Source organism: Pantoea phosphatilytica (assembly GCF_051025615.1).
GTDB lineage: Bacteria > Pseudomonadota > Gammaproteobacteria > Enterobacterales > Enterobacteriaceae > Pantoea.
This window is the reverse complement of the sequence record NZ_JBPFDF010000001.1, coordinates 214469-238808: the sequence shown is the minus strand read 5'-3', so window position 1 is coordinate 238808 and position 24340 is coordinate 214469. Positions and strand designations below refer to the sequence as shown.

At 52.9% G+C, this 24340-nt stretch carries 39 protein-coding genes; 2 read left to right on the top strand and 37 right to left on the bottom strand.

The features are described from left to right. Position 1: 1 nt before the first annotated feature. The 20 genes from ACR6AS_RS01340 to ACR6AS_RS01245 all read right to left on the bottom strand — a co-directional run bounded on the left by ACR6AS_RS01340 (position 2) and on the right by ACR6AS_RS01245 (position 15333). Complete coding sequence (locus ACR6AS_RS01340) at positions 2-757, bottom strand: phage minor tail protein L (protein ID WP_434160893.1); 756 nt, start codon at positions 755-757, stop codon at positions 2-4. Next, complete coding sequence (locus ACR6AS_RS01335) at positions 754-1092, bottom strand: phage tail protein (RefSeq protein WP_434160892.1); 339 nt, start codon at positions 1090-1092, stop codon at positions 754-756. The genes ACR6AS_RS01340 and ACR6AS_RS01335 overlap by 4 nt, the downstream gene beginning before the upstream one ends. Then, positions 1092-3929, bottom strand: coding sequence for a phage tail tape measure protein (locus ACR6AS_RS01330; protein WP_434160891.1), 2838 nt, complete (start codon positions 3927-3929; stop codon positions 1092-1094). Before ACR6AS_RS01330 ends, ACR6AS_RS01335 begins: the two co-directional genes overlap by 1 nt. 44 nt (positions 3930-3973) lie before the next feature. Further along, positions 3974-4258: a hypothetical protein gene (locus ACR6AS_RS01325; RefSeq protein WP_434160889.1), complete on the bottom strand. Its 285-nt coding sequence runs from the start codon at positions 4256-4258 to the stop codon at positions 3974-3976. Positions 4259-4345: 87 nt separating this feature from the next. Next, positions 4346-4768, bottom strand: coding sequence for a hypothetical protein (locus tag ACR6AS_RS01320; protein ID WP_434160888.1), 423 nt, complete (start codon positions 4766-4768; stop codon positions 4346-4348). A 65-nt stretch (positions 4769-4833) separates the two neighbouring features. Continuing rightward, on the bottom strand, positions 4834-4992 hold the full coding sequence (locus tag ACR6AS_RS01315; protein ID WP_434160886.1) for a hypothetical protein: 159 nt from the start codon (positions 4990-4992) through the stop codon (positions 4834-4836). A 167-nt stretch (positions 4993-5159) separates the two neighbouring features. Beyond that, positions 5160-5597 carry a phage-derived protein YdaY family protein gene (locus ACR6AS_RS01310; protein ID WP_434160884.1) on the bottom strand — a complete coding sequence of 146 codons (438 nt, stop codon included), beginning with the start codon at positions 5595-5597 and terminating at the stop codon, positions 5160-5162. A 44-nt stretch (positions 5598-5641) separates the two neighbouring features. Beyond that, positions 5642-6814 carry a phage tail tube protein gene (locus ACR6AS_RS01305; RefSeq protein WP_434160882.1) on the bottom strand — a complete coding sequence of 391 codons (1173 nt, stop codon included), beginning with the start codon at positions 6812-6814 and terminating at the stop codon, positions 5642-5644. 24 nt (positions 6815-6838) lie between these two features. After that, a complete protein-coding gene (locus tag ACR6AS_RS01300) occupies positions 6839-7231 on the bottom strand; it encodes a phage tail terminator-like protein (RefSeq protein WP_434160881.1) in 393 nt (130 codons plus the stop codon). Further along, entirely contained in the window at positions 7228-7608 is a 381-nt protein-coding gene (locus tag ACR6AS_RS01295) for an HK97 gp10 family phage protein (protein WP_434160879.1), read from the bottom strand. Before ACR6AS_RS01295 ends, ACR6AS_RS01300 begins: the two co-directional genes overlap by 4 nt. Next, a complete protein-coding gene (locus ACR6AS_RS01290; protein ID WP_434160877.1) occupies positions 7608-7991 on the bottom strand; it encodes a glutamate 5-kinase in 384 nt (127 codons plus the stop codon). The genes ACR6AS_RS01295 and ACR6AS_RS01290 overlap by 1 nt, the downstream gene beginning before the upstream one ends. Beyond that, the gene (locus tag ACR6AS_RS01285; RefSeq protein ID WP_434160875.1) at positions 7991-8380 is read right to left on the bottom strand and encodes a protein singed; all 390 of its coding nucleotides are present in this window, start codon (positions 8378-8380) and stop codon (positions 7991-7993) included. The genes ACR6AS_RS01290 and ACR6AS_RS01285 overlap by 1 nt, the downstream gene beginning before the upstream one ends. Before the next feature lie 37 nt (positions 8381-8417). Beyond that, a complete protein-coding gene (locus ACR6AS_RS01280) occupies positions 8418-8639 on the bottom strand; it encodes a hypothetical protein (RefSeq protein WP_434160873.1) in 222 nt (73 codons plus the stop codon). 43 nt (positions 8640-8682) lie between these two features. Next, positions 8683-9714, bottom strand: coding sequence for a hypothetical protein (locus ACR6AS_RS01275; RefSeq protein ID WP_434160872.1), 1032 nt, complete (start codon positions 9712-9714; stop codon positions 8683-8685). Between the two features lie 11 nt (positions 9715-9725). After that, positions 9726-10424, bottom strand: a complete 699-nt coding sequence (locus ACR6AS_RS01270) for a F0F1 ATP synthase subunit B family protein (protein WP_434160870.1) — start codon at positions 10422-10424, stop codon at positions 9726-9728. A gap of 86 nt (positions 10425-10510) precedes the next feature. After that, on the bottom strand, positions 10511-10762 hold the full coding sequence (locus tag ACR6AS_RS01265; RefSeq protein WP_434160868.1) for a hypothetical protein: 252 nt from the start codon (positions 10760-10762) through the stop codon (positions 10511-10513). A gap of 49 nt (positions 10763-10811) precedes the next feature. Further along, a complete protein-coding gene (locus ACR6AS_RS01260) occupies positions 10812-11852 on the bottom strand; it encodes a minor capsid protein (protein WP_434160866.1) in 1041 nt (346 codons plus the stop codon). 2 nt (positions 11853-11854) lie between these two features. Then, positions 11855-13315, bottom strand: a complete 1461-nt coding sequence (locus tag ACR6AS_RS01255; protein ID WP_434160865.1) for a DUF4055 domain-containing protein — start codon at positions 13313-13315, stop codon at positions 11855-11857. A gap of 6 nt (positions 13316-13321) precedes the next feature. Then, positions 13322-14806, bottom strand: coding sequence for a terminase (locus tag ACR6AS_RS01250; RefSeq protein ID WP_434160863.1), 1485 nt, complete (start codon positions 14804-14806; stop codon positions 13322-13324). Positions 14807-14808: 2 nt separating this feature from the next. Then, on the bottom strand, positions 14809-15333 hold the full coding sequence (locus ACR6AS_RS01245) for a terminase small subunit (RefSeq protein ID WP_434160861.1): 525 nt from the start codon (positions 15331-15333) through the stop codon (positions 14809-14811). Between the two features lie 33 nt (positions 15334-15366). On the opposite strand from ACR6AS_RS01245, the gene ACR6AS_RS01240 reads away from it, so the two are divergent. After that, positions 15367-15717, top strand: coding sequence for a hypothetical protein (locus ACR6AS_RS01240; protein WP_434160860.1), 351 nt, complete (start codon positions 15367-15369; stop codon positions 15715-15717). Between the two features lie 112 nt (positions 15718-15829). On the opposite strand, the gene ACR6AS_RS01235 is transcribed toward ACR6AS_RS01240, so the two are convergent. The 5 genes from ACR6AS_RS01235 to ACR6AS_RS01215 all read right to left on the bottom strand — a co-directional run bounded on the left by ACR6AS_RS01235 (position 15830) and on the right by ACR6AS_RS01215 (position 18335). After that, positions 15830-16072, bottom strand: coding sequence for a hypothetical protein (locus ACR6AS_RS01235; RefSeq protein WP_434160859.1), 243 nt, complete (start codon positions 16070-16072; stop codon positions 15830-15832). Between the two features lie 153 nt (positions 16073-16225). After that, entirely contained in the window at positions 16226-16900 is a 675-nt protein-coding gene (locus ACR6AS_RS01230) for a Rha family transcriptional regulator (RefSeq protein WP_434160857.1), read from the bottom strand. A 225-nt stretch (positions 16901-17125) separates the two neighbouring features. Next, positions 17126-17596 carry a lysis protein gene (locus tag ACR6AS_RS01225; protein WP_434160855.1) on the bottom strand — a complete coding sequence of 157 codons (471 nt, stop codon included), beginning with the start codon at positions 17594-17596 and terminating at the stop codon, positions 17126-17128. Then, on the bottom strand, positions 17580-18089 hold the full coding sequence (locus ACR6AS_RS01220; RefSeq protein ID WP_336792449.1) for a lysozyme: 510 nt from the start codon (positions 18087-18089) through the stop codon (positions 17580-17582). Before ACR6AS_RS01220 ends, ACR6AS_RS01225 begins: the two co-directional genes overlap by 17 nt. Before the next feature lie 3 nt (positions 18090-18092). After that, the gene (locus ACR6AS_RS01215; RefSeq protein WP_033772838.1) at positions 18093-18335 is read right to left on the bottom strand and encodes a phage holin; all 243 of its coding nucleotides are present in this window, start codon (positions 18333-18335) and stop codon (positions 18093-18095) included. 263 nt (positions 18336-18598) lie between these two features. Here ACR6AS_RS01215 and ACR6AS_RS01210 point away from each other — a divergent pair, with 263 nt between their 5' ends. Continuing rightward, positions 18599-18658 (top strand): type I toxin-antitoxin system Ibs family toxin, encoded by a 60-nt coding sequence (locus ACR6AS_RS01210; RefSeq protein WP_112041632.1) that lies wholly within the window; start codon positions 18599-18601, stop codon positions 18656-18658. Positions 18659-19143: 485 nt separating this feature from the next. On the opposite strand, the gene ACR6AS_RS01205 is transcribed toward ACR6AS_RS01210, so the two are convergent. The 12 genes from ACR6AS_RS01205 to ACR6AS_RS01155 form a co-directional block, all read right to left on the bottom strand. Beyond that, positions 19144-19767 carry a hypothetical protein gene (locus ACR6AS_RS01205; protein ID WP_033758116.1) on the bottom strand — a complete coding sequence of 208 codons (624 nt, stop codon included), beginning with the start codon at positions 19765-19767 and terminating at the stop codon, positions 19144-19146. Then, on the bottom strand, positions 19757-19882 hold the full coding sequence (locus ACR6AS_RS01200) for a YlcG family protein (protein WP_434160853.1): 126 nt from the start codon (positions 19880-19882) through the stop codon (positions 19757-19759). Before ACR6AS_RS01200 ends, ACR6AS_RS01205 begins: the two co-directional genes overlap by 11 nt. Beyond that, on the bottom strand, positions 19879-20298 hold the full coding sequence (locus ACR6AS_RS01195) for an HNH endonuclease (RefSeq protein WP_434160851.1): 420 nt from the start codon (positions 20296-20298) through the stop codon (positions 19879-19881). Before ACR6AS_RS01195 ends, ACR6AS_RS01200 begins: the two co-directional genes overlap by 4 nt. Further along, positions 20295-20873 (bottom strand): recombination protein NinG, encoded by a 579-nt coding sequence (locus ACR6AS_RS01190; RefSeq protein WP_434160850.1) that lies wholly within the window; start codon positions 20871-20873, stop codon positions 20295-20297. The genes ACR6AS_RS01195 and ACR6AS_RS01190 overlap by 4 nt, the downstream gene beginning before the upstream one ends. Continuing rightward, the gene (locus ACR6AS_RS01185) at positions 20866-21183 is read right to left on the bottom strand and encodes a hypothetical protein (RefSeq protein ID WP_434160848.1); all 318 of its coding nucleotides are present in this window, start codon (positions 21181-21183) and stop codon (positions 20866-20868) included. Before ACR6AS_RS01185 ends, ACR6AS_RS01190 begins: the two co-directional genes overlap by 8 nt. A 268-nt stretch (positions 21184-21451) precedes the next feature. Then, positions 21452-21622 carry a NinE family protein gene (locus tag ACR6AS_RS20515; protein ID WP_491565900.1) on the bottom strand — a complete coding sequence of 57 codons (171 nt, stop codon included), beginning with the start codon at positions 21620-21622 and terminating at the stop codon, positions 21452-21454. Continuing rightward, on the bottom strand, positions 21609-21905 hold the full coding sequence (locus tag ACR6AS_RS01180; protein WP_434160846.1) for a hypothetical protein: 297 nt from the start codon (positions 21903-21905) through the stop codon (positions 21609-21611). The genes ACR6AS_RS20515 and ACR6AS_RS01180 overlap by 14 nt, the downstream gene beginning before the upstream one ends. Then, positions 21902-22336 (bottom strand): recombination protein NinB, encoded by a 435-nt coding sequence (locus ACR6AS_RS01175; RefSeq protein WP_434160845.1) that lies wholly within the window; start codon positions 22334-22336, stop codon positions 21902-21904. Before ACR6AS_RS01175 ends, ACR6AS_RS01180 begins: the two co-directional genes overlap by 4 nt. Beyond that, positions 22308-22565, bottom strand: coding sequence for a hypothetical protein (locus ACR6AS_RS01170; RefSeq protein WP_434160843.1), 258 nt, complete (start codon positions 22563-22565; stop codon positions 22308-22310). Before ACR6AS_RS01170 ends, ACR6AS_RS01175 begins: the two co-directional genes overlap by 29 nt. Next, positions 22562-22714 (bottom strand): hypothetical protein, encoded by a 153-nt coding sequence (locus ACR6AS_RS01165; protein ID WP_158001807.1) that lies wholly within the window; start codon positions 22712-22714, stop codon positions 22562-22564. Before ACR6AS_RS01165 ends, ACR6AS_RS01170 begins: the two co-directional genes overlap by 4 nt. Continuing rightward, entirely contained in the window at positions 22707-23411 is a 705-nt protein-coding gene (locus tag ACR6AS_RS01160; protein ID WP_434160841.1) for a replication protein P, read from the bottom strand. The genes ACR6AS_RS01165 and ACR6AS_RS01160 overlap by 8 nt, the downstream gene beginning before the upstream one ends. Next, complete coding sequence (locus tag ACR6AS_RS01155) at positions 23408-24334, bottom strand: replication protein (RefSeq protein WP_434160840.1); 927 nt, start codon at positions 24332-24334, stop codon at positions 23408-23410. The genes ACR6AS_RS01160 and ACR6AS_RS01155 overlap by 4 nt, the downstream gene beginning before the upstream one ends. Positions 24335-24340 lie beyond the last annotated feature (6 nt).

Genomic DNA, 24340 nt, shown 5'->3' with positions numbered 1-24340 from the left:
GTCAGCTCTTAATCAGGGATGTGCCGGGGAAACCGCCGAAAGGCAGCTCGTTATTGGCGCCAAAGCGAGGCTTGCAGCCAGTATTGAGCGTTCCGTTACATACATCGCGCGACGGGTCATCTACCGGATTACCGTACTTGTCGAAGTAGCCGTTCTGGCCGGCATAGTCGCAACCGTCACCCGTTTTATACTTGCCGCGGATGCACCAGGTGCAGAGAGAGTGTAGTTGTCGGGTTGGTATCATCAGCCCCTGCAAGTCCATCGGGCTGCTCAGCGTGAACTCTACGGCAATGTTAGTCTCACTGCTTTTGCTATCGATATAGAACACCTGCAGCTTCTCCTGTGACGGATCTGCTGTTGGGTTGCCTGATGGAAAATTGCGAACATCAAGGTACTGCGCCAGCGTGTCATGAATGGTGACCTTTGCCTGGAGCATGTCGTCATACAGCAGGCACGCTGCCGTTATGGTGCCGCTGAGGTTGGCAACCGTGAGTCGAGGCTGAGCACTGGACCCGCCAGTGGCTGCCTCAATGCCTTCAATCTGAACGGGCCACGCGCCGTACTCTTTGCCCTGCCACCATATCGACTTAGCCGGTAGCTTTGACTCATCGCCGCCAGCGGCGGCTATCTCTTCTTCAGTGTGAGGGATGTTGTAGTTGTGGAATCGCAGAATGTCAGCATTTAATTTGCTGCCATCCACTTCAAAGAGCCTGACGCGGTTGCCCGGCTCCAGCTTTTGCAGATCGCTGTTAATCATGGCCTGAATGCCTGCTCAAAAGTTGCTGTCAGGGTGAAGTAGCTGCCGGGATTTTCCTTTGGCGTGTACTCTTCGCAAGTCCAAAGACCTATCGGGTAAAGCGGAGGCTTCCATTGGAAAGCACGCCTCCCTGCCATCCGGTCAAGGAAGGCGACTATCGCACTGATTTCAGCCTCCGTCCCGCAAAAGCTCAGGTTCCAGCTCTGCTCCCTGCTGTTCAGTCCGTCTCCGGCAACCTGCGCATACCCATCGCCAAACTGCGCCTTTCGGTTTCTCAGCTTCACGTTTGCATCAGCAGGCGCCAGCGCCTTCCATGTGAAAGTTTCGATAGCCATCAGCCCCTCCCTTTACTCATGTTCCAGATTGTTCCGCCTGGCTGAATGTCCCGCGCCAGCAATTTCTGATATTCGGCTTTCACCAGATTGGACAGGTTCTTGCCAAATTGCTCATATCCAGTCGTGGATTCAGTGGATGTTGAGCCATCGCTCTGGATATAGACGTTTACCTGTGGCGCAGCCGTGTTCGGGGCTGCGTTACCGCCCCCACCAACCATTCGCACCCCAAGCGAGCCATCCGACGACCGGGTAAGAGGCATAATTGCTTCAGGACCCGCCTCACCAAAAACCCCGGCACCTTTCGCGAACTTAAAGAACTGGGGAGAGTCGTAGACGCCATTGCGGTAGGCGCTAATGGTTGAGCCGCCCGGTACGCCGCCTTTGGCATAGGCATGGAAATCCGTACTCATTCCAATCCCGCCCGAAGACCCAGCAGCACCGGCTGCTGAACCAGCCGCCGCTCCGACACCGGCTGAGAAAAGTGAGCCAGCAAGACTTGTCCCTATCCCAACAAGAGCCTGCCTTGCGGCAATGCGAGCCAGATCGGAGAGAACAGACTTAGCAAAGTCTTTAAACGACGCCTTGCCGTTAACAACGAAGTTGACCAGCGAATCCTCCATCCCTGCAAATGCGTTGCTGAACAGCTGCTGAGACATCGCAGAAACGTTAGCTGCGCTATCCTGATACTCTTTCCATGCGCGAGTGGCGCCAGCAGTAAATGAACCGCGAGCGTCGTTCATACGCTGAATATGAGCGTCATAGTTGCTTAGCTCCGTTTGAAGAGCCTGCTGTTGCAACTGAATTTCCTGGTCGATTTCCTCGCGGGCAATCTCACTAGTAGCCTGAGCCCTGCTCTGGCGTAACTGGGTGATTTTGTCGTTGTAGGATTGCTCAAGGGAAAGGCGCTGAGAATATTGCTGTTGCTCGTTCTGGCTCAGTCCGCCTGAGGCGAACAGCTCGTCTGTAGCGTACTGATTCTGCCGGTTGGTGATGGTTCGCGTGATGTCGGCGCGAGCTTTATCAAGCGCCAGCAACTTCTCTCGCGTCTCAATCTGGCGTTCAAGCGCTGCGTTCTGCTGGAGTTGAGAGGTGATGAGGTCGGCACTCGCAAGCAGGGATTTTTGGTCAGCGGTAAGCGTCTGCTTGTTCTTGATATCTGCAAGTTGCTGCTCCCACTTAATCAGCGCCTGTTGCTGTGTGCCAATCTTCTCGCCAGTATCAGCCTGGCTCATCAGAACCTGCTGTTGCTGGCGTAGCTGGTCAAGCATCCGTGAGCCGGCGTCTTCTGTATAGGCTTTCCCTTTAGGCTGCTTAGGATCCTTGTACATGTCGTTTATGCGAGAAATGTTGTTCGCATATTGCTGTTGCGTGATAACGCCGGATTTCAAAAAATCGTTTTGCTGTCTGAGTGCTTTAGTCCGCCGATCTCCATTTGAGACATAAAGCTGATTAACTCTGTCAGCTTCTTGCTGCGTCTTAATCAGCTTTTGTTCGGCTGCATCATGGCTTGAGATGATACTGGTCAGCGTGCTTTCAGTAGATGCCTGTGCCTGAAGCTCATCACGCTGACGGATCATATCTTGCAGGTTTGTTCCATTGCTGTTTGCAACGAACCTGTTCCATATGCCGCCCTCGGTCTGCCTTTTTTGTGCGTCTGCTATATTTTCGTTCAGCGTGGCAAGCTTATCCTGAATAGTTTGCTCTCGACCTACACCGAGCATTGCATCCCAGGCTTTGCTTGCAGAACCTGTAAGGGAGTTCCACGCTGTTTCCAGACTGCCCAGGCTCGCCTTGATGTCATCAGACCTCTTTTCCATGGCTGATGAGTAGGCTTCACTGGCGACCCGAGCAGCATCTTGCTGGTTGCCTTCCTCCTGTAGCGCCCTGACCTGATTGTAGGTAGACAGCGTCAAAAAATGATACTTATCGTTCAGGCTGGAAATTGCAGCAACTGGATCTGCTGCTATTTTATTGAAGTCACCAACTAATTCGTCCGTGGCAATGCCGGTAGATTTGCTGGTCTGAACAATAGCGGCTGTAACTCGCTCAAGCTCTCCGCTAGCCACCTTGCCGGTGGATACAAGTTGATTAAGGACGGCTGAGGAAGCACCCGTTGTAGCGCCAGTTGCAGCAGAAACTCTGGACGCCATGCTACCCAGTTGGCCGGATGTCTGCCCGACCAGATTACCGGTAAGAATAAGAGATTTATTGAACTCATCCTGCTCCTCACTCCCTTGGTAGTAAGCTAATCCAAGCAGGCCAACCGCACCTGCAGCAAGTGTGAAGGGGTTGATGAGTCCGGATATATAGGTTCCAACAGCTTTTGTTGCCGGACCAATCCCGCCGAACATGTCTTTGAGCTGTCCACCCTGTTGGAGCAAGACCATAAACGGACTCTGTCCGCCTGCTAGGCTAACAGCTATGTCAGTCATTTGGGCTGGTATCATCCGCATCTGCCACGCGGCCTGCTTAGCAGATATCCCTGCCTTACCTGCAGTGTCAGCGAAACCAGTCAGGCGACCTCGAGCATCCTCAATTTTTTTCGAGTACTCGCTAAATGTGTCGGTGTCGATAAAGCCTTTAGTCTGAAACTTAGCCAGTTGATGCTGCTGATCATCCAGTCGATTTAGCGCCGCATTGACGGGGTCAATTCTATCCAGCAAGTCAGATAGGGCTTTAGACTCATCATTCGTAGCTTTAGATACCTTCCTGGCGCCTTCCGAAGCGTTCTGGCCCGCCTGTGTCATTTTATTCAATGCACCGGCAAGACCCTCTGCGTTTCTCTGTGCGCCGGTGCTATCGATAACTATTGCAAGGCGTGATTGTTGTTCGGCCATGATTTCTCCAGGCATAAAAAAACCCCGCCGAAGCGAGGTTTTATTCATTCACGAGATTTTTTATCTCGCTCATACTCGGAAGCTATGTGTTCATATGTGATTTTTGCATTTTTACATTGATTTGATTTGTCCCCATCACTTAGACACTCTCCATGATACCTGGAGATATTTGATGTCATGCTTATTGCGGAGATAAATTTTGACTCACATGCTTTATCACCATGACACGCCTCTGACTTGAGGCTATCCAGGATGCGAACTTCTTCAATCTGAGCAAAAGAAGAAAAACAAAAAAAAGATAGGAAAAATCCAAATATTAACTTTTGCACAACGCACACTCCACTGCTAGGCCTAGTAAAGATCTTAGGGCCGAGCAGATGCAATTGAAAGCAAAAAACGCCACCTTTGGACATTTTTTAATCCAACGTTGTTGGCCTGATGTCCATTACTCCATCATCTCCCGTGAATACCCGTGCGGCTTTATGTTCACCCGATTTAAGTGAGATGTATCTTTCCTGCCTCTCTCCAGAAAAGGCGCACAAACCATTGCCTTCAACATTTGCTCCAATCGCCCACTCACCAGTAGGAAGATAGAATGTTGCTTTCTCTTTAGGGTTTAACTTGGCCACTCGCTCGCCATTTATATAAACCGTTGCAAAGCAGCCAGCCCCAATCATGCCACTATCGCGAATGATTGTTAGGGCAGAGTCGCCGGCTGATGAAGACTGGTATTTAAAGACTCTATCATTTGGTGCTGTGATCGCTTCACCCGGAGGAACTACTGCTGTTGAGCAGCCGGTGAGTAGCAAAGCCGTTATCAGAATCGCTGATTTTTTCATTTAGCCGCCATTCGGTTTGCATGTAAACAAATCCTAATAGAGAACCGGCAGCGGCTGAAGCAATTCTACTGTGTCTTGGCCTGTTTTTTCTCCCACTCATCACGCGCAGCGTCATCCAGTGCGAAAATAGCCGCATCGAACTCATTGCGATCAATAAGCAGCGGCTCGTGACTGAGGTAAGAGTTGATGTCTTCTAATGAAAGCGGTAAAGGCGCTGCGGCCATACCTGCGTAACGCCGGCTGCGGCTGATTACTGCGTAAGCATTCAGTATCTCAGTGCAAACTCCGTCGATTTCTGGTTCAGGAATCGGTGGCAGACCCAGTCGCTCCCGGGTCCACCTGGCTTTTTCACCCTTTTCGCCGCCGTAAGTGCTGAGCCAGCTCTGAGCCGCTAGGACTTTCCCACGGTTTCATTCTTCTGCTCTTCCTTGCCTGCAGCGATGTCTGAAGCCGTTCCGAGGACGGCCCAGTAAAGCTCTGGATGCTGGAGCATCAGCGCCTTTCCCTTCTCTGGTGAATACTCAACTGCCGTCTCTTTGCCGCCTTCATCAGCTTCTCCCACGCCCTCCCAGTCAATCAGCAGATGCTTGGCGACCGAGTCAATCAGGAGATCATCGGAGATTTCAGTGACGTCAATCTCTGCTGGATTGAAGTCTGGCGTGCCGACCTTAAATCGGGCATCAAGCTTGTCGATGTGCCGGCGCACGATTGCGTTATGCGACCGGAATGCCGGGTTGCTAATAGATCCGACCTTTAACTTCAGGCCTTCCATAGGCGTAATCCAGCGCTCTGAATTGACATCCAGCTTAGGTGTTTTGAGGATAAGCATGATTATCTCTGTGAGAAGCCCGCCGCACCGGGCGGGCAAGCGTGTTATGAGGCTGTGACGGTGATTGCAGTGGTGGCCGTGTAGCTACGCACTTTAGCGGTGATGGTGGCTGAGCCTTCCTTCACTCGCGTAACCTGCGCCGTTTTCTGTCCGGTTGATGCAACGGTTGCCACTGAAGGGTCTGAGGATTCCCACGCAACGGTGTCCGTTGAGCCCGCAGGCGTCAGCGTAGCGGTGAGAGTCACATTAGAACCGACAGCGCCGGTAGAAGTGGCCGGAGCTACGCTCAACGCTGTTGCTGCCACTACAGCCGAACGCGTAATGGTTGGTGGCGTATCTGCTGCTGTGATGTTCAGCTGAACCTGTACGATGTCCGTGTTGCCACCGTCCGGCCAGTCTCCATCGACCTGCACAGCCGGGAAGTCAAAGACATATTTGCCCTCGTCGTTCTCCAGCGTGAAGCCGAACTGCATGGTCTCGCCTGACAGCGTTTTCTTCCAGGCGTTGTAGGCCTCTTTTGACCATGACAGTGTGATGCTACCGGACGGCGTGAACGTTGTCGGGATATTGGCGCCTGCAAATGGATTGCCGCTGCCGATACAGCGTTGAGTCTGCAGGTTGTTATCGAACTGGATGTTGAACGTATCTACACAGAAACCTTCACCACCGGTAACGCCATTCAGTGAGATGGCGGTAACCTGCTTGAACGTGTAGCGAAGCTCTCCTGCTGCGTCATTTGGGCTGGTGAAGTAGCTCGTGTCATCTGCTTTGGTATCAAAGCCGAGGCCGGCAAAGGTCACGGTAGCGGTAATGTCGCCATCGTTGGGGATTGCCAGCTGGAACGTACCAACCTGACAGCCGCGGGCGATGGAAGCAACGCCAATATCTTCCGCATAAGAAGCCACCGAGAATGCGATGCGGTCATTACCCATGGTAAGCACGTTGTTGACCCACTCCGCGCCAAAGCACGAAGCCAGGAAGTCATCATGCTGACCCCAGCGGAATTTAGTGCCGACATCGCCTCCCACATCAACCGTGCCGGTCGAACGCCCCTGCGCCATGCGCGAGCCGCCAATCTCGTCATTGTCGATCATGTTCTGCGATGGACCGAGACCGAAGCTGCTTCGCTTGAGCAGGTTCCACTGTCCGGTGCCGGGAGTCGTGCCGGGCGTAGTTTCGCGAATGTACGCGACGACGACCTTAGCGCCTGAGCTCATAGTGTTTCTCCAGATTTATGCGCCCTATACGGCGCGATAAGGTATTTGAATGTTCATTTGCGCCCAACTATCGGTTTCACCTGCATCAATGGCTGATACAGCGAAGTAATCCAGCCGGCCATCTGTCTGGAACTCGAAAAGCTCGCGCAATTTGTCTGCGGTCTGCGTGATGAGTAGCGAACCTGAGCCTGCAGGCACAAAGATTTGAATAACGGCAATGCCGGTACGCTGCACAACCGGGCCGGCGCCGATTTCGTTTGCCGCAGCCATGCCGGGGATATTGGTCAGCCGCGCCCAGATCGATTTGCCGGAAGGGTCGTACGTTGGCCCGTTCGGGTAGCTGACATCTTCTGAGGCAATAGCCGTCTGCGCCGCCATCCGGGAGATGATGGCTTTCCTGATTTCAGTGAGCGTCATTTGTAGGCCTGAGTTACACCGTGGAATGAGACGCCATAGACGCCCGCAGGGGCCTGCTGTGAATGGCCGTCTTCAAGCGCCTCAGCGTATGGCAGGTTGTTCTGGATATAGATGACCGAATAAGGCTTTCCGTTAGCGATAACTGCACTGCCGCGCTGTATTGCCTCGCTTCCCGACTGATCAACGCCTTCGAGTTCACTGTAATCTGCCGAGGCAAGACTGACGATGTTGTTGTTGCGAAAGCGCCCCGTATCGACAGGAGAACGCTGAACAATCTCTGTCAGCAACGCCATTGAGATGATGCGTAGGTTCTTGCCGACCTCTTCCTCGACCAGCCCAGCGAACAGCGATGGGTCGTTATCCCACCCTTTTGCCATTACTTTCTCCTTAGCTGCATGCGGTACGTCGCCCCAGCTGGATCAGGTGATAGCGTCACGATGCGGTAGGTCTGATGCAATCCTGTCGCAAGGTCTGGCGCCGTGATGGTGTGACTCTCACTGGGGATATCCGTAACTTCGTTAGCAAGCGCGGTAAGTCGCAGGTCGCCGTGAAGGATATTCACGCCATCGATACGACTCAGTTCATAGCGTGACAGGACGCCGCGGCCGGAATAGCTCCGAGTGGTCTCGCCGCCAGTCTCAGTTACCGGGTCCCATCCCGCCTGCACCTTATAGCTGCCTGTGAAATCATGCACCGCATCAGCCAGGTCAGTATAGAAGGCCTCAGCAATCTCAGCCTGTAGCTCGTCACGAATACCCATTATCGATACACCCTGAATGCGAGGGGATTGCTGCGCCACGGCTTGAGGAGCGCGAGAGCAAGCTGAACATCTTCCGGCAGTAATGAGTTGCTGGTTGATTGCGATGTGGCGTAGCTTTTCGTCACCCTTACCCCATCTGCATCGACCGTTTTACTGGTTAGTGCGCCCGATTCAAGCTGCTGCTTATAGAGCACACCAGCAGCCGAAGCAGAGGCGAGGAATGCACCGGCCTGCTTAACATCATCAGGAGTAACATCAGGGAGCCCTTGCAGGTTGAGCGCGGTAAGGTAGGCGTTAGCCTGCAACACTGCTCTCGCCTTCTTCTCTGGCTTCGTCCAGTCAGTACCCAGCAATTCATCCACGTCAGCGACGGTAATGTACGTTGTCATGTGCACTCCGTACTAAAAGGGGCCGAAGCCCCGATAATTACTTGGCTGTAGTGGTGGACTTGCTGGCCTTCTTAGCTTCCGAATTTTCACCGCCGCCGTTGTTCACCGCACCTTCGTCTTTTGGCTCATTGCGTGCATGGTCAACGCCGCCAGTTTCGCCAACAGTCTGCGAACCAATCTTAATTTCGCTATCTGAGCCAGAGAAGCCCCAGCGAGCCTTGTCGTTCGGATCTACATAATTGTCTTTTGCTACGGTCATGATGACCTCCAGATTAGGCCCCGGATGACCGGGGCGTTAATGTTTATGCCGCAACAGATGAGGTTACGAACGCCAGCGGAACCTGTTTACGGTCGAACTTGCGATCCCAGTTTGTCGCCAGAGCAAGGTCGCTCCAGTTGGCGGAGATTGGGCGAGTAGTGCCCGGCGTACCGGTGATGGTTGCGCTCAGGAATGAGTAGCCCAGCGGGTGCAGCACGAAGTTGCGGCGAGTCCACAGGGTTTCAGAGCCGCCACCGTTACCTCGCGCAGGCTCGCGATCGTATTCCATATCGTCCTCATCCTGCTCTTCGGCATAACCGATAGCGCCCGGGCCAAAGATGACGGACAGATACTTAGCGTCTGCACCGGTACCGATTACGGGCATGCTGTCATCCAAAACGACAATCATGTTCTGATAGCGGCCGAACTCTGGAACCTGATCCGCAATCGGCGTGAAGTCGATGAGGTTCAGGATTTGCAGTTCGGTGTAGACAGCGGTGTGCATTGCAATGGTGCTCAGCGCTTTAGTGCCTGACGGCGTGATGATTTGCGGGGTGTAGTCCCCCATCGTCGCTTTAGCGCGGATAATCGCGGCTGCGCTGATTGGACCGCCTGCATCGACAACCATATCGCCGCCATTGTCAGCAACGTTGTCATTGTACAGGCCAACTACTGTGGCAATCGTGCGTCGTTGAGCGACGCGCTGCCAGTAACTGGTCAAGCGGCCTGCAACAAATTCCAGCGGGTCCTGATTGGTGATGTTTTTCACCAGGCTCATCGCGTTCCATCCTTCGTTCAGGTATGCGGCGCGGGCCTGCATGCTGGCGGAGGTTACTGACAGCGGAACGGCGATATCTGTGTAGACGTCATTCGAGTAGCTACTCTCGATAGACGCATCCAGATCAACCCACCAAGGAATGGTGAAGGTGTTAGTGGGAGACGCCAGCAGAGCTGACATATCACGGTTATTGACCAGAATACCTGACTGGAAAAACGCGGTTTTTTCCGCGGTGTTAACCTGCATGTAGTCGCGCAGTTCGTCGCGGAAAACTACGTCAGAAAGAATAGTTGGCATTGCTTAAATCCTTATTGGGTCGCCTCATGAGCCTTCTTAAGTCGCTCATATTCGGCTGGGTTATTTTTGCGGAGCTCAACGCGCTCCATACCACGAAGTTCTTCCCATTTTTTGGCAACCCGGTCACCACTCTTAGGCGCGGCCCCGCCGCCACCTGCCTGACTACCGCGAACTAGGGATGCGTAACGCGGAGAGGTTTCGAACTCTTTCTGCAGGTCAGCTAGAGTGCTGACCGTGAGATTTCCTGACTCGTCAGTAATGCGTACCTGCCCTTCTGCCACCTTCAGGCGGCGGGCGATGAACTCGGTGAGGATTTCAGCGTTTGAGCCATCTGCAATGGCCGTAGCGACTCGGGTGGCCGCAAGGTTGATATCGCGCTGCTCAATTGAACGACGAAGCTCTGTGAGGCTGCTGCGTTCGCGCTCAAGCTCTGCCTGTGAGCTTTCGAACAGCTGTTGATAGTTCCCCTCGGCACGCGCACGCTCATCGGCTTCTCGCTGCGCCTGTTCTTCTGCTGCACGGCGACGTTCCTGCTCGGCTTTCTTCTCTGCCAAAAGCTCGTCACGCTGGCGTTTGAGTCCGCTGACGTCTTCCTGAGGGATGCCATCAACCTGAAGCTGATAAACCTCGCCCTGCTGCACATACAGCGCCTGCTTGGCTTCGTCGAGCTGAGCGAATTCCTCAGCGGTAAGCTGATACTTCAGAGTCATACATTCTCCTGAATGGATGTGTGCTGGCCCGGCCAGCAGACGAAAAAAAACCAGCGCGAGGCTGGTTTCGGTGTGTAGAGAAGGGATTAGGAAGTTAAAGATGATTCTTTAATGGAATTATACGCCTGAGCTGCTTCAGCTAAAGACAGATATGAGTTATCGAAAAGGACAACCTCACTTCCACCTTCCTTTCTTCCTGTCAATTTTACGTTAAAGCCAACTGCTCCAACTCCTTCTACAGGCGGGCATGACAGAGTCAGACTATATTGAGCAAGTAAGCTTTCACCCTGCTGCCACCTGCTCCACTGATGACCACTAAACTGATAACCATGAGCCATTGTTATTCTCCCTTTTAAATGAGCTATCACATTCGCTTATCAAATAAAATTAATCAATAACCTCGAATGCATGTGGCTCCAAATCCTTGAGTTGATCGAGAGTGTACTGCTTACCGTTATCGTCAACGAATCGGTCTATACTCAGGCCACCCTTGCTGAAAAGCTTGTAACGCGCCGGGCCCAGCACCTCTTTCTGAAATGCTGCAGGCTGTCTTGCCAGCCAGTCACCGTAACTGATGTTGCTGCTGACCGGCTCAACACCGTCCTCCCCTTTTGATGGTCGCGTGCCGCCGGGAATATCTCGCTGATACGCTGGCTTGAGAACCGGCACGATTGACGACCGGCAGCCCCAGTGTGCGGGAGGCTTTGGTCCATTCAGCGGGTAAACCTTCCTGTCACGCGCACGGCATACCGGCGTGGTTCTGCTGTCGAGCGTTGCTATCCAGCGATGCCCCTGCAGGATGTCGTCGTTCTGTTTCAGCGTCTCCGCCCGGGCAGACGAAGCGACATGATTGGTCATCGTCCTGACCAGCGAGCCGACCTGCTCTTCATGCGACACTCCGAGCGAGGTAAGGCGCCGGATGATTTGCCTCTGAGTCTCTCCAAGCGAGGAACCGATAGCGATTTCGCTGAGGATGTCCGCTGTCTTCTTGCTGCCGAACTGTGCCAGTGCGCCGGTGATGTCGATGACCTGTCTGCCTCGCCCTACAGTAAGCTCCAGCGGGTCTGCCAGTACAGCAGCGGCTACCATCTCTGCCGAAGGCTCAGCGAGGCGTACAGAGGCTTTAACTATTTGACCGAGCAGCTTGCTGTTGAAGGTGAATTCGTATTGCGCGAAATCACCAAGGTCGAGCTTCTGCTGCTGTGACAACTCGCCATAGATGGCGTTGAGGTCACTCCTGAGCGTTTCTATCTGCCGGTTATAGCGAGCAGTGGCGTACTGGCTCAGGCCTTCGTTAACAGCCTCTTTGGCGCGCTTAATAGCTTTGCGGACAAACTTAGCCGCCTTGCCTGCCAGCCCAGAACCAAATCGCTGTACGTAAACCTGATGGCGCGTGGCGGCGTCTGTCGTGTAACCGTCTGCGCTCATGGTTATTCCTCTGTGACTGGCTCAGGGTCGTCAGTGACCGTATCGCCTTCGATGGCTGGCTCTTCAGCACGCTCCGCATCAATGTCATCATCATTGCGATCAGCCTCAAGCCACCCTGTCTGGCGGAACTTGGTGCGAACGTCGCTCTTCGCGATGATGCCTTGTTGCCAGCTCTGGATGAGTGCCAGAACATCCTGCGAGGTGAGCGATGCGTCGAAGAATTCCTGATTCAGCCAGAACACAGTATTGGTTATGTCAGCCTTGCCGCTCATATACAGCTGCGCGTCCAGAATGGCACGCTTCAGAGCTTCACTGACGTTACCAGCTATCGTACCCAGCACGCTGTTGTCGCTGCTATAGCGGATTCGGGCTGCTTCTGCTGTCTCGTTCTGCCCTGACTGCTGCACAATGCGCGCACCAATCATAAGCATCTGGTTCTCTTTCTCCTGCATCAGCTTCAGCGCGAGCTGGCTTTCATTGGCCTGCACAAGAGTCGCTGTCCCGGCTTTACCCAGGCTGTACCCGCATGTCGATCCGATCTGAATGCCGTTCGGGTTCCACTGCTGAAATTCGTCCTGACTGATGTCGGTCGTGAAGAACAGCGTCGGCTGGCTGCTGATAAAGCCTGACTCTTCGACCGTGGCGCTGTTGCCGTAGTGGAGCACGTTGACCTCAGCCAGGTCTTCGAGCGGCGCCTTGTCTATCCGTGCGTCATTACTTTCAGCCCCGAAGAAGTAGAACGGGATATGATCGAACGTCTTGCCGCCGAAGTCAGTCGGGTACACGTCGAGCTGTGGCGTTTCGTACGGGTCTCCCTCGTGCCACATGCGATGTCGATACACACCATCTTCCAGCGTCAGCGCCCGGAACTGCTTGCGCACATCAAAGCTGAACTCGTCGGCCTCGGCCTTGTTGTAACTCTCGGCGAACACGACCAGCGTCAGCTTGCGCACTCCGTTAATCACGTCTTCACGCCAGTTGATGATGCTCAGTGCTTCGTATAGGTGGATGTGAGCAAATCGCCCAGCTGTCTGCGCGCGAGTCGGTCGTGTGCCTTCTGGCGCATCACTGGTCGGGTAGTCTACGAAGAAACCACCGCGTCCCGTGTCGAGGTCTTCGCCTACTGCCTCTTTGGACAGCTGCTCAAGGCTGGTGCCGTCACCGCTGGCGTTCTCAATGAGGTAATCTACCGAATCCGGTAAATCAACCTCAGCTGTTTTGCGAAACACAGCTCCAATCAGGCCCTGCCGTGTGCGTCCGGTGATGTTCAGGAACATCGCGCGCTTCAGCAGTGCTTCATATCGTGCCTTATTCTCTTCACTATCGTTTGTCGGGTCAGGCATTGGCAGGTAGAGAATGCCCCGGTCTTTAATCGCCCTGCTGCCAGCCACACAGTCTTTGACAAGCTGCCATGACTTTGCGGCATCGCTGTATTCTGCTCTTGCGTATGAAAAGTTAGCCATAGTCGCTTATCGTCTGAAGGTAACAGGAGCCGCTTTAAGGACGCTGCGTTTCTTCTGCGTCACGGCGAAATAACGGAATCCATCGGAACCGTGTGAAGTGTGATCGTGTAGAGGCTTATCTTTCCAGCAGCCGCGTTTGTCGTCCCACTCTTTGCGGTAGCCTTCAAGCGCGATGATGCCGTCAGCACACTTGTGCTCGTCAAAGGCGCACTTCGGCAGGATTTCACGCACCTGCTCAATGCCGTCATCAACTCCAAGTTTTGGCACTACCTGAAAGGTGATCGTGTATCTGACGCCGTCAATCTCATATCCCTCGCGAGCCAGTTCGCGGCGTGATTTCGCATCAGAGCCAAACTCACGGTTATCGATATCGTGCGGCGCCCAGTGATCGCCATATTCATAGCCGCGGTCTTTCAGCACCTTCATGTAGTGCCGGAGACCTTCGCCTGAGTTCTCGTAGTAATCGATGACGTGATATTCCTCGCCGACGATGCGCACAAACCAGATGGCCGTGGAGTCGCCTACGCCGATATCCCAGAACGTATGAACCGGCAGGTGTGAGTTGTCAGGCAGCGTGCCAATACGCTTCTGCTCGTAGAGCTTGCGGAACTGCTTGGCGTAGTAAGCACCCTCGACTGACTGCTGAAACGCCTCTGCCGGTATCGATGGATACTCGCGCTTCATGTCATCGCCGAGCGTTTTCTCTTTGGCGTAATACCACGCTCTCTGACGCTCGTTCGTCATAGCCCCATGCTTCTCCTCAATGTCAGCGAAATAATCGCTCAGACGCTGCGGTATTGGCTCTACGGGGTCGATTGCATACAGGGGGTTCTTCCACCAGGAGAAGAAAAAAAACTTCCAGTCTAACTGTGAGAGTTGCTTGCCCTGAATGAGCGCCTTTTCTGCTGACTGGCAGTAATCGAAGAAGTAACCAGCCCGGCCTTCTGCAGTGCTTTCAATCGTCGTGAAACAATCGCCTGATACTGCTTCAAAAGCACCGGTAACAATCTCGCGCGCCTTGTCCGGGAACTTAGCGCATATCTTGCCGAACTCGGAAACATGCAGGTAACGAAGTGTGCCACCACGGAAAGACGTGCTGATATAAAGCGAGCCGCCCTTGCTGAATACCAGCTCACCCGCCGCATCGTTGCTCGCAGGGTTAGCAGCCTTAATCTCGTCAGGAAGGCGGTCATAGGCATATTTAATCTTCTCGCGGAAAAGGCGCTTAGCGTCGTTCAGGGTATGAGCTATCAGTGCGCACTTGGCTGCCTCGAACAAAGCGGCGTCGAGCTGGATGATGCAGACCTCAGTCGTAAAACCCAGTTGGCGAGCTTTCAGGATGATGTTGCGGGTATGCATTCCTTCAAAGTATTCGAGCTGCTCAGGCGTCATCCGGAAGCGTACAGGCTTGCCTTCTTTGTCGGTTATCCAATAGAGGTGATTCAGTCGCCAGAGCTTATCCCGCAGAAGCTTGAGGTGTTCTGGCTTCATGCTCACCCCTTAGCGAGATCATCCATCAGGTCGGAAAGAGTGCCTACCACATCGTGCTCAGTTTTAACCTGCTCGCGGAATGCCTGCACGGCTACATGCTTACCGAGCAGCTCAAGATTTTTCACCTTATCCGGCCACTTAATCTTCTTGAGGATGTTTTCCATCGTTGTTTCGTCGAAATTGGTGACGGTGGTGAGTATGTCTAAGCCACTCAGCGTGGTGCGCCATACCTTCGGCCATTCGTGAACCATCTTCAGTCCGCCGTCATCTTTGAGAATATCGAGCACATCCATTTCGTCGATTTCAACAAGGCGACGCAGCACGTAATCTGCGTTTACCTCTACCCTTTCGTTGCGCTCTGATTTAAGGTCAATGATGCGTTGCGCAATGTCTGGTTTTGTGAGGTTCTCACTGCCAATCTTACGGGCGGTGTTATCGCTGTACCCCGCCCGAATTGCCGCTTGCGTGGCGTTCAAATCGATGAGGTACTCGCGACAGAACATTTCTTGTTTGTCGGTGAGTGCCATTTTAAATACCTGAGAGATAGCTGGTGAATTGAGATGAAAAATAAAAGCATTGAGGAAATTCTGGCCAGCAAGGCTGCAAAGATTTCCCCTAACAAAGAAAGAGAGTTATCTCACCATGATTATGAATTTCTACTTAAAGATTCTATGTCGCTTGCTTTATATCTGCGTCACTCAGATGAAGAAAAACTGAGGCTTGCTGCTCAAAAGTTACTCAACAACTTAAGTCGCCTATTTGTTGATGACAAATTAGCATATGAAGTAATTAGTGAAATTCGTGATGACGTGGATACCTCGGTCTTAAAAGACAAAAATACATCTGATTCAATTTGCCCACACAATCAGTTCAACTCTTTGTGGGATAAGGCTACCACTCACAACCAGTAATCTTTATTACGAACCCTGTTTTCTGCAAGTCATCCGGCGCAAGGTAAATCAAGCTCCATATTCACTCCAACAAAAAACCGCCCGGAGGCGGCTTAAATGATTTGAGAACACATCAGTAGGAGACATGCTCAGCTTTAGTTGGATCAAAGCTGTCCATGTAATCGAACAAACTTTTTCTTGCACCAGCTAAATCGGTAAAGTGTTTGTAAGGGTGCTGGTCGTCTGGCTGATTAACTTCCCAGTCCCAATGTTCCGTCCCATCAATGACAGCCTTGGTAATCCTTGCGTGTACTGGACTCCCAAGATGTTCGTAATAAAAAACATACTCTTCAACTACTAAGTAAGGTGTTGCCATTGCCATCTCCTTTTTTAGGTACGATAGCAATATCGGATTACTTCATGGATTCTTTAGTTTTACATCATCAGGCGCACTCGCAAATGCGCCTTGTGATGAAAGCCGTTGTGAAAGTGGCTCTCAATTTACTCAGCGAAACTTTTCGCTCAGTGGCTAGGCTGCCAGCGTGTGCTGCTCTTCAATCAGTGGCTGGCGATGATTGCGCTCGAACATGCCTTTCAGCACCTCTTTGCGCTGTTCAAAGTCCCACCCCATGCTGATGAATACCGTATTAGCTCGCTGCAGTTCTGTGATGCAGTGAATCTGCTCCGGCGTTAGGTAATCGCGGATGGCTTCTTTCTTCCCGATCTCGTGATACACACGGAACTTAGCTGCCGTCATTCCCAGCGCCAGGCGGTTAATCAGATCGGCTTCATTGCTGAAGTGATGCGGAGCTATCTGCTTACCTTGGGCTTCGCGCTCGTGTTTAATGGCGTCAGTCATGGGCCTGTATTCGAGTCGGGCAGAATTCCGGTCCATTCTCTGTGCGGCGAGAGTGCTGCGCATTTTGAAGAACTCAGCAACCAACCGCTTTTTAAATGCTCGCACCACATCGTTATTACGCATGTAGGTGATCAGCAGCGTGGTTTGCTGCTCATTCAGCAAGGCAATGCGTAATGGCTTGCCGCCAGACTTACGGATTTCAAATCCGACAGTTCCAAACTCTTCAAGGTCTGTTTTGTTACGGTCAACCAGCTTAATGATAGTATCATGATCTCGCCCCACCCCGTCCGCTATTGCTACGGTATTGGTGACCAGGTCTAGCCTCTTGATTTCTACTAATTGCATTTCGGATACCTTTTAGAAAGATGAGCCTGTTCGCACAGAAAAGCCGCCCCGAGAGGTCCGCACCTATACGGCATTTCTCAGGCTCAGCTTTCTGAAAGACTCGGGTTTGATATGCGCATGCGACTGCGCGGATAGGTTATGACAGACGTAAAAAAAAGCCGCACCATCTCTGGCACAGCTCTCATTTATTACAGCTTAAATTACTTTTTGCGGACCGCGTGAGCGCTACTTCAGGCACTGCTCTCTGACGTACTGCTGCAAACCCGCTATTTGCTTTCCGGCGACTTCGATTCGCTCTCTGAGGGTGAAATAATCCCGCTGAGCGGTGTCAGTAAGTCGGGCGCTGGCTGCATCATCCAGGCTGGCGGTACCGGAGGTGGATTGCTTCTCGCAGGTTGCGTTGAGCTGCAGCCTGCGCTTGCCAGTAGCAACATCATCATGCAACTGATCGATAGTCGCTTTAACATCGGCTAGCTCCTTCGTGTATTTCTCATCGAGTGCTGCCACGTCACGCTGGCGTGTCTGCATGTTGGTGATGGTGTCGTTTGCCTGCTTCAGACTGCTGGAAGCGGTGTCGCGCTGAGCCTTGTAGTCAATGGCATTGCCCCGGTAATACAGCGCAAACGCCGTCGAGGTGGCAATAGCGACGATAATCAGCAGCGCAAGCGCCAGTAGCAGCTTAGCCTTTAAGGTCATCGACACTCTCCGCCAGACACAATGAGCGCTCCATGTCTCGACGGTTCATCAGGCCCCGCCATTTCATGCCACCGGCATACACCCAGCGGCGGAGTTCTTCGCATGCACCATCAACATCACCTGAATTCAGGCGCTTCAACAGGGTTGATTTGGAGAACGCGCTGGAGCCAACGTTATAGGTGAAGCTGTAGAGCGCCGCCCGCTGATATTCCCCCAGCGGCACTTTGACCAGGCCGTCTACCGACTTCTTAACCGGCTGCAGGTCATTCCACAGGAGGCGATCACATTCGCGGTCGGTGTACTTTTTGCCTTTGATAATATCCGTGCCTGTGTGACCATCACAGACAGTCCAGACGCCAGCCACATCTTTATAAGGCTCGTATACCCTGCCCTCCACCCCATCCTTTCCGCCGAGGAATACCGTAGCGATAGCCATAGCTCCGCCACCCGCGACAGCAATAAGCTTATTGCGCAGGCTGTTTGACATAGCCATGGGTTAATCCTCGTTGATGTCTGGTGCAGTGGGCCAGCGTTGAAGAGCTTTGATTTGCGCCAGCGTTGCCTTGCGCTTGTAATACCAGTTGATGCCGAGTGTGAACAGCGCGACCAGAATACCGGCCAGCACGCCTACAGCACTCCATTCATCGGGACTTAGCCGGGTCAGCAGACCATTGGCAATCGTCCCGGCAGATGCGCCGTAAGCTGCGCCTGAAGCCAGTTTGCTCATATCAATACTCATAACACCTCCGTGATTACGGTCGGTGCTGCAGGTAGTCAGAAGAAAAGATCGCCCGATGCCACACAGGAAAGGGTGAGAGTCGAGGTTGATTGGCATGGGCGATAAACGGAAAAAAGGCCCACCGAGATGAGCCTTAAAATTTGTTCTGATAATCAGAGAATATAGGTTGACCTACCTTATAGGTTAACCTATAATTTATCCCATCAGCAAGACGCTGAAACGGGAAGGCCCCTACCGAAGCAGAGGCCAACGAGGAAAGGGTTATGATGAAATTAATCATCATCCTGATTGTTCTCTTAGTGATTAGCTCGCCAGCTTACTAAGACAGTCAGGAAGAGAGGGGGAAACCCCTCTCACCCCTACCCGATAATTTAGGATTTTGTTATGGCTCAGTCAATATCAGAAATACAGAAACGCAGTGACGAAAAGCGCGGCGTGAAAGTGAAGGGTATTAAGCTCCACACTGACACTATCGCGCTTCTGGAGTCTCTGGCTGCACAGACAGGTGAGTCTCAGTCAGCCGTAGTGACGAAGGCTTTGGCTATGTTCGCCGAAAGTATCAAACCTTAATCGCGACATCTCAGCAGTCAGGAGCATCTATCCCACGGAAGGGATATTTTCATGCTTATACCCTATCGCGGATAATAAAAAAGCCCCGCCGACTGGTGAGGTCGCGAGGCTTCTTGGCATCCACATTTATGCAACTGACCGGTAAAGCTGCGATCTGTTCGCTTCACTTCCCGATCATGCCGCTAATGTGCCTGGTTACTTGCCCTTTGTCTTTGTCATTTCGTGCTATTTAGTATATTTATGCGGCTATTTTAGGAATCTCCTTCTCCATTTCTCGCTTAATTGCGTAAAACATTTCTCCTTCAAGTATATCCATCGCCCATTCCATTCTGTTCCGGGCTTCCTTGGGTGAGATAGCGCAGTAATAAATCAGCGATGAGCCGATGTTTTGCACGCTCTTGCGTTTGCAGTAGCGTAATCTGGCTACATTGCGAAGCGGGTTATCTTTACCGAACGTCTTTACCATGACAGATTCAACAAAGGCGGCATCATCGGATTCTTTGGCGAGAGCGATGATGTTTGCCGTTGATGACTGAGGGATAAGCAGGTCACGCGCCTTGCGGAACAGCTCTTCACCACGCAACCCTTCACAATGCAGCTGTGACACGATTTTCTCTATCTGTCTGCCCTTCTGCTCACTCCATTCACAGCGCATCATTAACCGGCCAATCACGTTCACCTCTGCACGGTCATAATCTTCCCCGCCCAGGTGATCGCCCCACACTCCCAGCAGATGCCTTACCCATGCCTGCTGTGATTTGTTGATGGTCTTCCAGCCATTGCCGAATAACCGGCGCATATCGGCCGCGCTGCGGACTCCTGAAAGTCTGACGATTTGCTGATAGTCACGCTCAATGCGCATGCTTAACCCCCATCATTTTCGCCGTGTTTCGGATTATCCGGTAGTTGATCTCATACATGCCGCGCATCTTGATAATGCGTAGCCTGAGCCACTTCTCTCTGAGGTAATGGGTCATGCTGCACGCTCCTGCATGTATCTCTCAAACCAGAACACAATCGGGGACGCGGTTACCTTCACCTGCCCGAATCTTTCAGCAGTGCGAAAGTTGACGCTGTATTGCCTGGCTCGCTCAGCCTGCTCGGCAATCTGCTCCCTGAATACCTCCAGACTGAAAGTCGCCTTGAAAAGGTTGCAGGGTGCGCATGCGGGGAAGAGATTTTCCATGACGTCATTTTCTGGCCGCCAATGCTCTCCTGTGGCAATTGTCCGGCGCGTGCCATCCTGACGGCGCGGTCCGTATTCCCACTTGCGTAATGCTGCCTCTACGTGGTCTGCATGCCACCCTTTTTCAGGCAGTTCACAGCCGCAATATGCACACTGACCGCCAAACTTCATGCGTAGAATGCTTCGTTGTTTTGGTGTTAGCTTCATGCTGCCTCCCTCTTCTTAACCAATTCACGCAGAGCCGCCCTGTAACGCGCTCTGATGGCGTCCAGCTCTTCTCTCGTGTATCGGTGAGGTTTGTTGGTTGATTCGAGCGCCAGAACGCGCTGAAGGCCGATTTTGGTGATTAGATTGATGCGGTATGGACTGATGTTGCCTGACTGGTGCGTATTGCACGCACTGCACTGGCTGTGCACATTGTCCTCATTAAAACGTAACTGCGAAGCCGCTGCAGTTGTCCTGTAATGCCCTGCGTGATAGCTGACCGCCGTCGTGCTGCCACAGCTGATGCAGATATTCCCGTCCCGCGCCCGGATGTAGTCGTTGAAAGCCCGCTGGGTCATGTTCATCCAGTGGCTTAACGGCTTAACATCGGCTTTGCGTTTGTTCCATGCAGCGCGCTGCTCTTTCTCCAGGCGCTTTTGTTTGCGCACGGACATCTGGTTAGCGAGTTGGATGGCACATTTGGGAGAACAGACGGTCTGGAGGCTATTGCGGGGGATAAACTTTTCAGAACAGCTCTTGCACTTTTTCGGCTTCGGCGGCTTGATGCCTTTAGCCATGCGTCAGCCCCTTCAGTCGCTCGTCTTCGTGCTGGAAGTCGTCGCCGTCGATTGGCATGAGATACTTTCCGGGCATTAATGCGAAATCCAGCCTTTTCGCTTCTCCGGTAGTTCCGTCACGGATGACTAAATCACCCACAATTAGCCATGCATCACCCATCGGGACAGGTTCGGCATACACTTGCCCATTCCATGTAAATTGAGAGCCATTTGGCACAAACCCTGCTACCAATACCGACTTTCCATCATTGGTTCGGTAAAACCCGCCAATAATCACTGCCTGACAACCTGCTCTTAACTCAGCCATCATTCACCTCTCCGCACATCAGGTAATTGGGGTCCTGCATCAGGCTTATTTCGCAGCTTGTGCAGCAGTAAACTACTGACTCTGGCAGCGCCGCAGAACAGAAAGCGCACACAGAAGCAGATTGCTCGCCAGCGCCACCGGGCGGATTTGATGGGCTGATGCATTTCGGCCTGTTCGAACCGGTAATCTGTTTCACAGTTTTCACATGATGTTCCATACCAATACTTGTCTTCTGAGGTGAGGATGGTGTGGCAGCGGCAGCAGCGTTCTTTCATCGCGCCCTCCGGAGCCTGTCCCATTTAGCCTGCAGCAACCCGCCAACATAATCGAAGGTGTTTACCTGAGTAGCTGATGGGGTAGTTTTGGGTTTACTGCGGCGTGATTTAGTGTGATAGACGGCGTGGTTTTCCATTCGCTCCCAGAGGGATTTAGTGCGTCGCATGATTCTCCCTTGCGGCCTTAAGCAGCTCATTCAGGGTTGCCATCTGCTGACTGACGCCGAATCTGGCCTGCTCGTTTGCCAGCCTGTAGCGGCATGCTTTGTTTCTGGCGCCGGTGATGTGCTCCTTAACGACATGATGTCCGCCACAGAGAGTGTTCAGGGTATTAGACACGTTGGCCCGGTTGGTGCGGCAGGTTTTGCAAACCGTCTCAACCAGCTCTGATGTCGGATGCCATTTGCGATCGGACAGAATGCTCAGTAATGCTGATTTGATTTTGCTCATGCTGTACTCCCGAATCTTCCAGCCCACTCAGCCGCGCGCGCTGACTCGTCGCTAAACCTGACGTTCCGCTCGGCACCGAAGGCATGGATTAGTGTAATTAGGTCACGCATTTCACTGACGCGCATTTTGCTTGTTGACTGGCCCAGCACCACAAATCCGCCATTGATACCCGGCACGGTCTCCTGCCCTTTCAGGCTGGCGCTGAAAATATGCTTCCAGCTCTCTGAGTCGAGTTTCTTCCCGTACCAGACCACCTGGCTTGATACGTCATGCAGGCAGGCCCAAAGCATGCGGTTTTGCGCAAGGCTTCTGGTGTCTTCCTGGATGGTTACCTGCAGAGGTTTGTCGGGATTGACGGGGAGTTGCTGGATGGCGGTGATGCAGTTCTGTCGGATGTTGCTGTCACGCAACAGGTAACGTTGAGTCTCCATCGCGTTTGTCTCGCTTTAATTCATTTAGGTTTGATGAATGCTGCTCATCTTCCGCATCAACCATCAGGTCATGCGCTTCACGCGCCAGCATATCGATAGCATTCAGGTGCGCGCGGAACTGTTCCGGCTTCAGGTCGCGCTTCTTAGCCAGGTCGATGATTGCCAGCTGAATGCTGCGAGCCTGACGCATCAGCGGCGGTGTGATTACCAGTTGAGTTACCTGTGTCATGCTGCGCTCTCCCTTCCCTCAAGCCAGAAGAAAAACGCCCGGTCCACAACGGCATCCTGATAGCCAAGGTGTGATCGGGTCAGGTTGTGCTTGTCACCGTGAACGCTGCGATACAGTCGCTCAAAGCGGATGCGGTTCATTTCAGTCATGGCGTCCACCTTTCAGGCCAAAGCGGCGGCGAATGTCGGCAAGATGATCCAGTGCCTTTTCGTTACCGGTCGGGATGTGGAGTTGAGGAATCTGTTTGCGCGGCGGCGGGATGACCTCACCAGACTCAATGCGGCGGGACATCTTGCGCAGCTCATCGCACAGGCGTTTGCGACACTCAGAATCCGTCAGATTGAACGAGCGCATCTGGTTATAGACCGCTGTCACCATGTGGAAACATGCCGGGCTTTCCCACGGGAACTCTTCGCTGCTGTCGTACATGCCACGATCCCGGCAGTACAGGCGAAACATGTCGTACAGCTCTTCGTCTGCTGGCAGGCCAGCGGCGCGATGTTCGCCCTGCTTGCACCACTCAATAAACTGGCCGGGCGATGGCAGGAATGGCGAACCACTGGCGCGGGCCAGCTTCATGCCTGCTGACAGCTGCTGCTTGTTGTGAATGCCGTTCTCGGCGAAAGCGGCTATCCACTGGCGTTTCGCTGCTGCTTCGTCGTTCGGATTGCGCCATGCAGTGCTGACCGATGCCGGAAACACCTGCTTCAGGTTCGAAAACAGAGCATCGACAAGGCGCTCAACGTCTTCATGCACTCCACGCTCAACCGGGCGCGGGCCATCTCCTGCAATGCGAGCCAGTGCGCCTGCATCACGGTTCTGAATTGCTGATACGAGATTTCTCATAGGAATTCATTCTCCCAAGCTTCGCGGCTGTTCCAGTGCTGAGCGGGTTGCGGAGGCGCTGACTGCCGGTTACGCCCTGGCTGGCTCATCTGCGCCCGGAGTGTGTCCCATTTGGCGCGGAGTTTTGCAGGGCTTAGGATATTGGTCTGCCAGAAGTGATCGGCGTTGGCCCACTTGAAGGTTTCGCAGATATCGTGATGCGTTGCTTCAAGGGCGCCTCTCATCAGGCGGATGTCGTTAGCCCAGGCGGGCCAGTTTGGTTGTTGTGCAGTCGGGGTGACCATCTGCACTTTGCTGAATATCCACTCGGCGGCCTTCAGGTCATCAGCTGTTCCCCACTTGTCACCTTTCGGTGAATGCGTTGCTGCTTCAGGACGAATGACCGGTAGATTCTTCAGGGGTGTGTCGGAGGATTCGCGAGAATTCTCTGACGTATGTTTATTGTCTTTCTTGTCTTTTGTAATAGTGTCTTTTGTGTGTCCCTGTTTTGGTGACAACCCTGTCACCGTTTTGGTGACACTTTTTGTCACTGATTTGGTGACAGTAACACCATCTTGGTGACACTCTGGAATTTGCCAGTCTGTGAGGTTCTTATTCGGACCGATTAACATACCTTCCCGGACCAGAACACCCATCTGAATTAACTCGTTTTTTGCCTTGTTTACCTTCTGCCTTGGCAACCGGGTAATCTGGCTAATCTGGCTGTCAGCAATGCGATCCATCTTCTTGTTGAAGCCGTAGGTTTTCCGGCAAACAGCATGCGCAACCTTAGCCTGATTTCTGGTCAGGTTGGCCCCTATCAGCTCTTCGTACAGCTCGTTTGCCAGACGCGTGTATCCATCGTCTGTATCTGCCACACGTTGCTCCACGGCCCTGAGAGAGGACCTGATTGGTGAAACGTTGCTGTAAGCGAGATTACTCATAAAGCA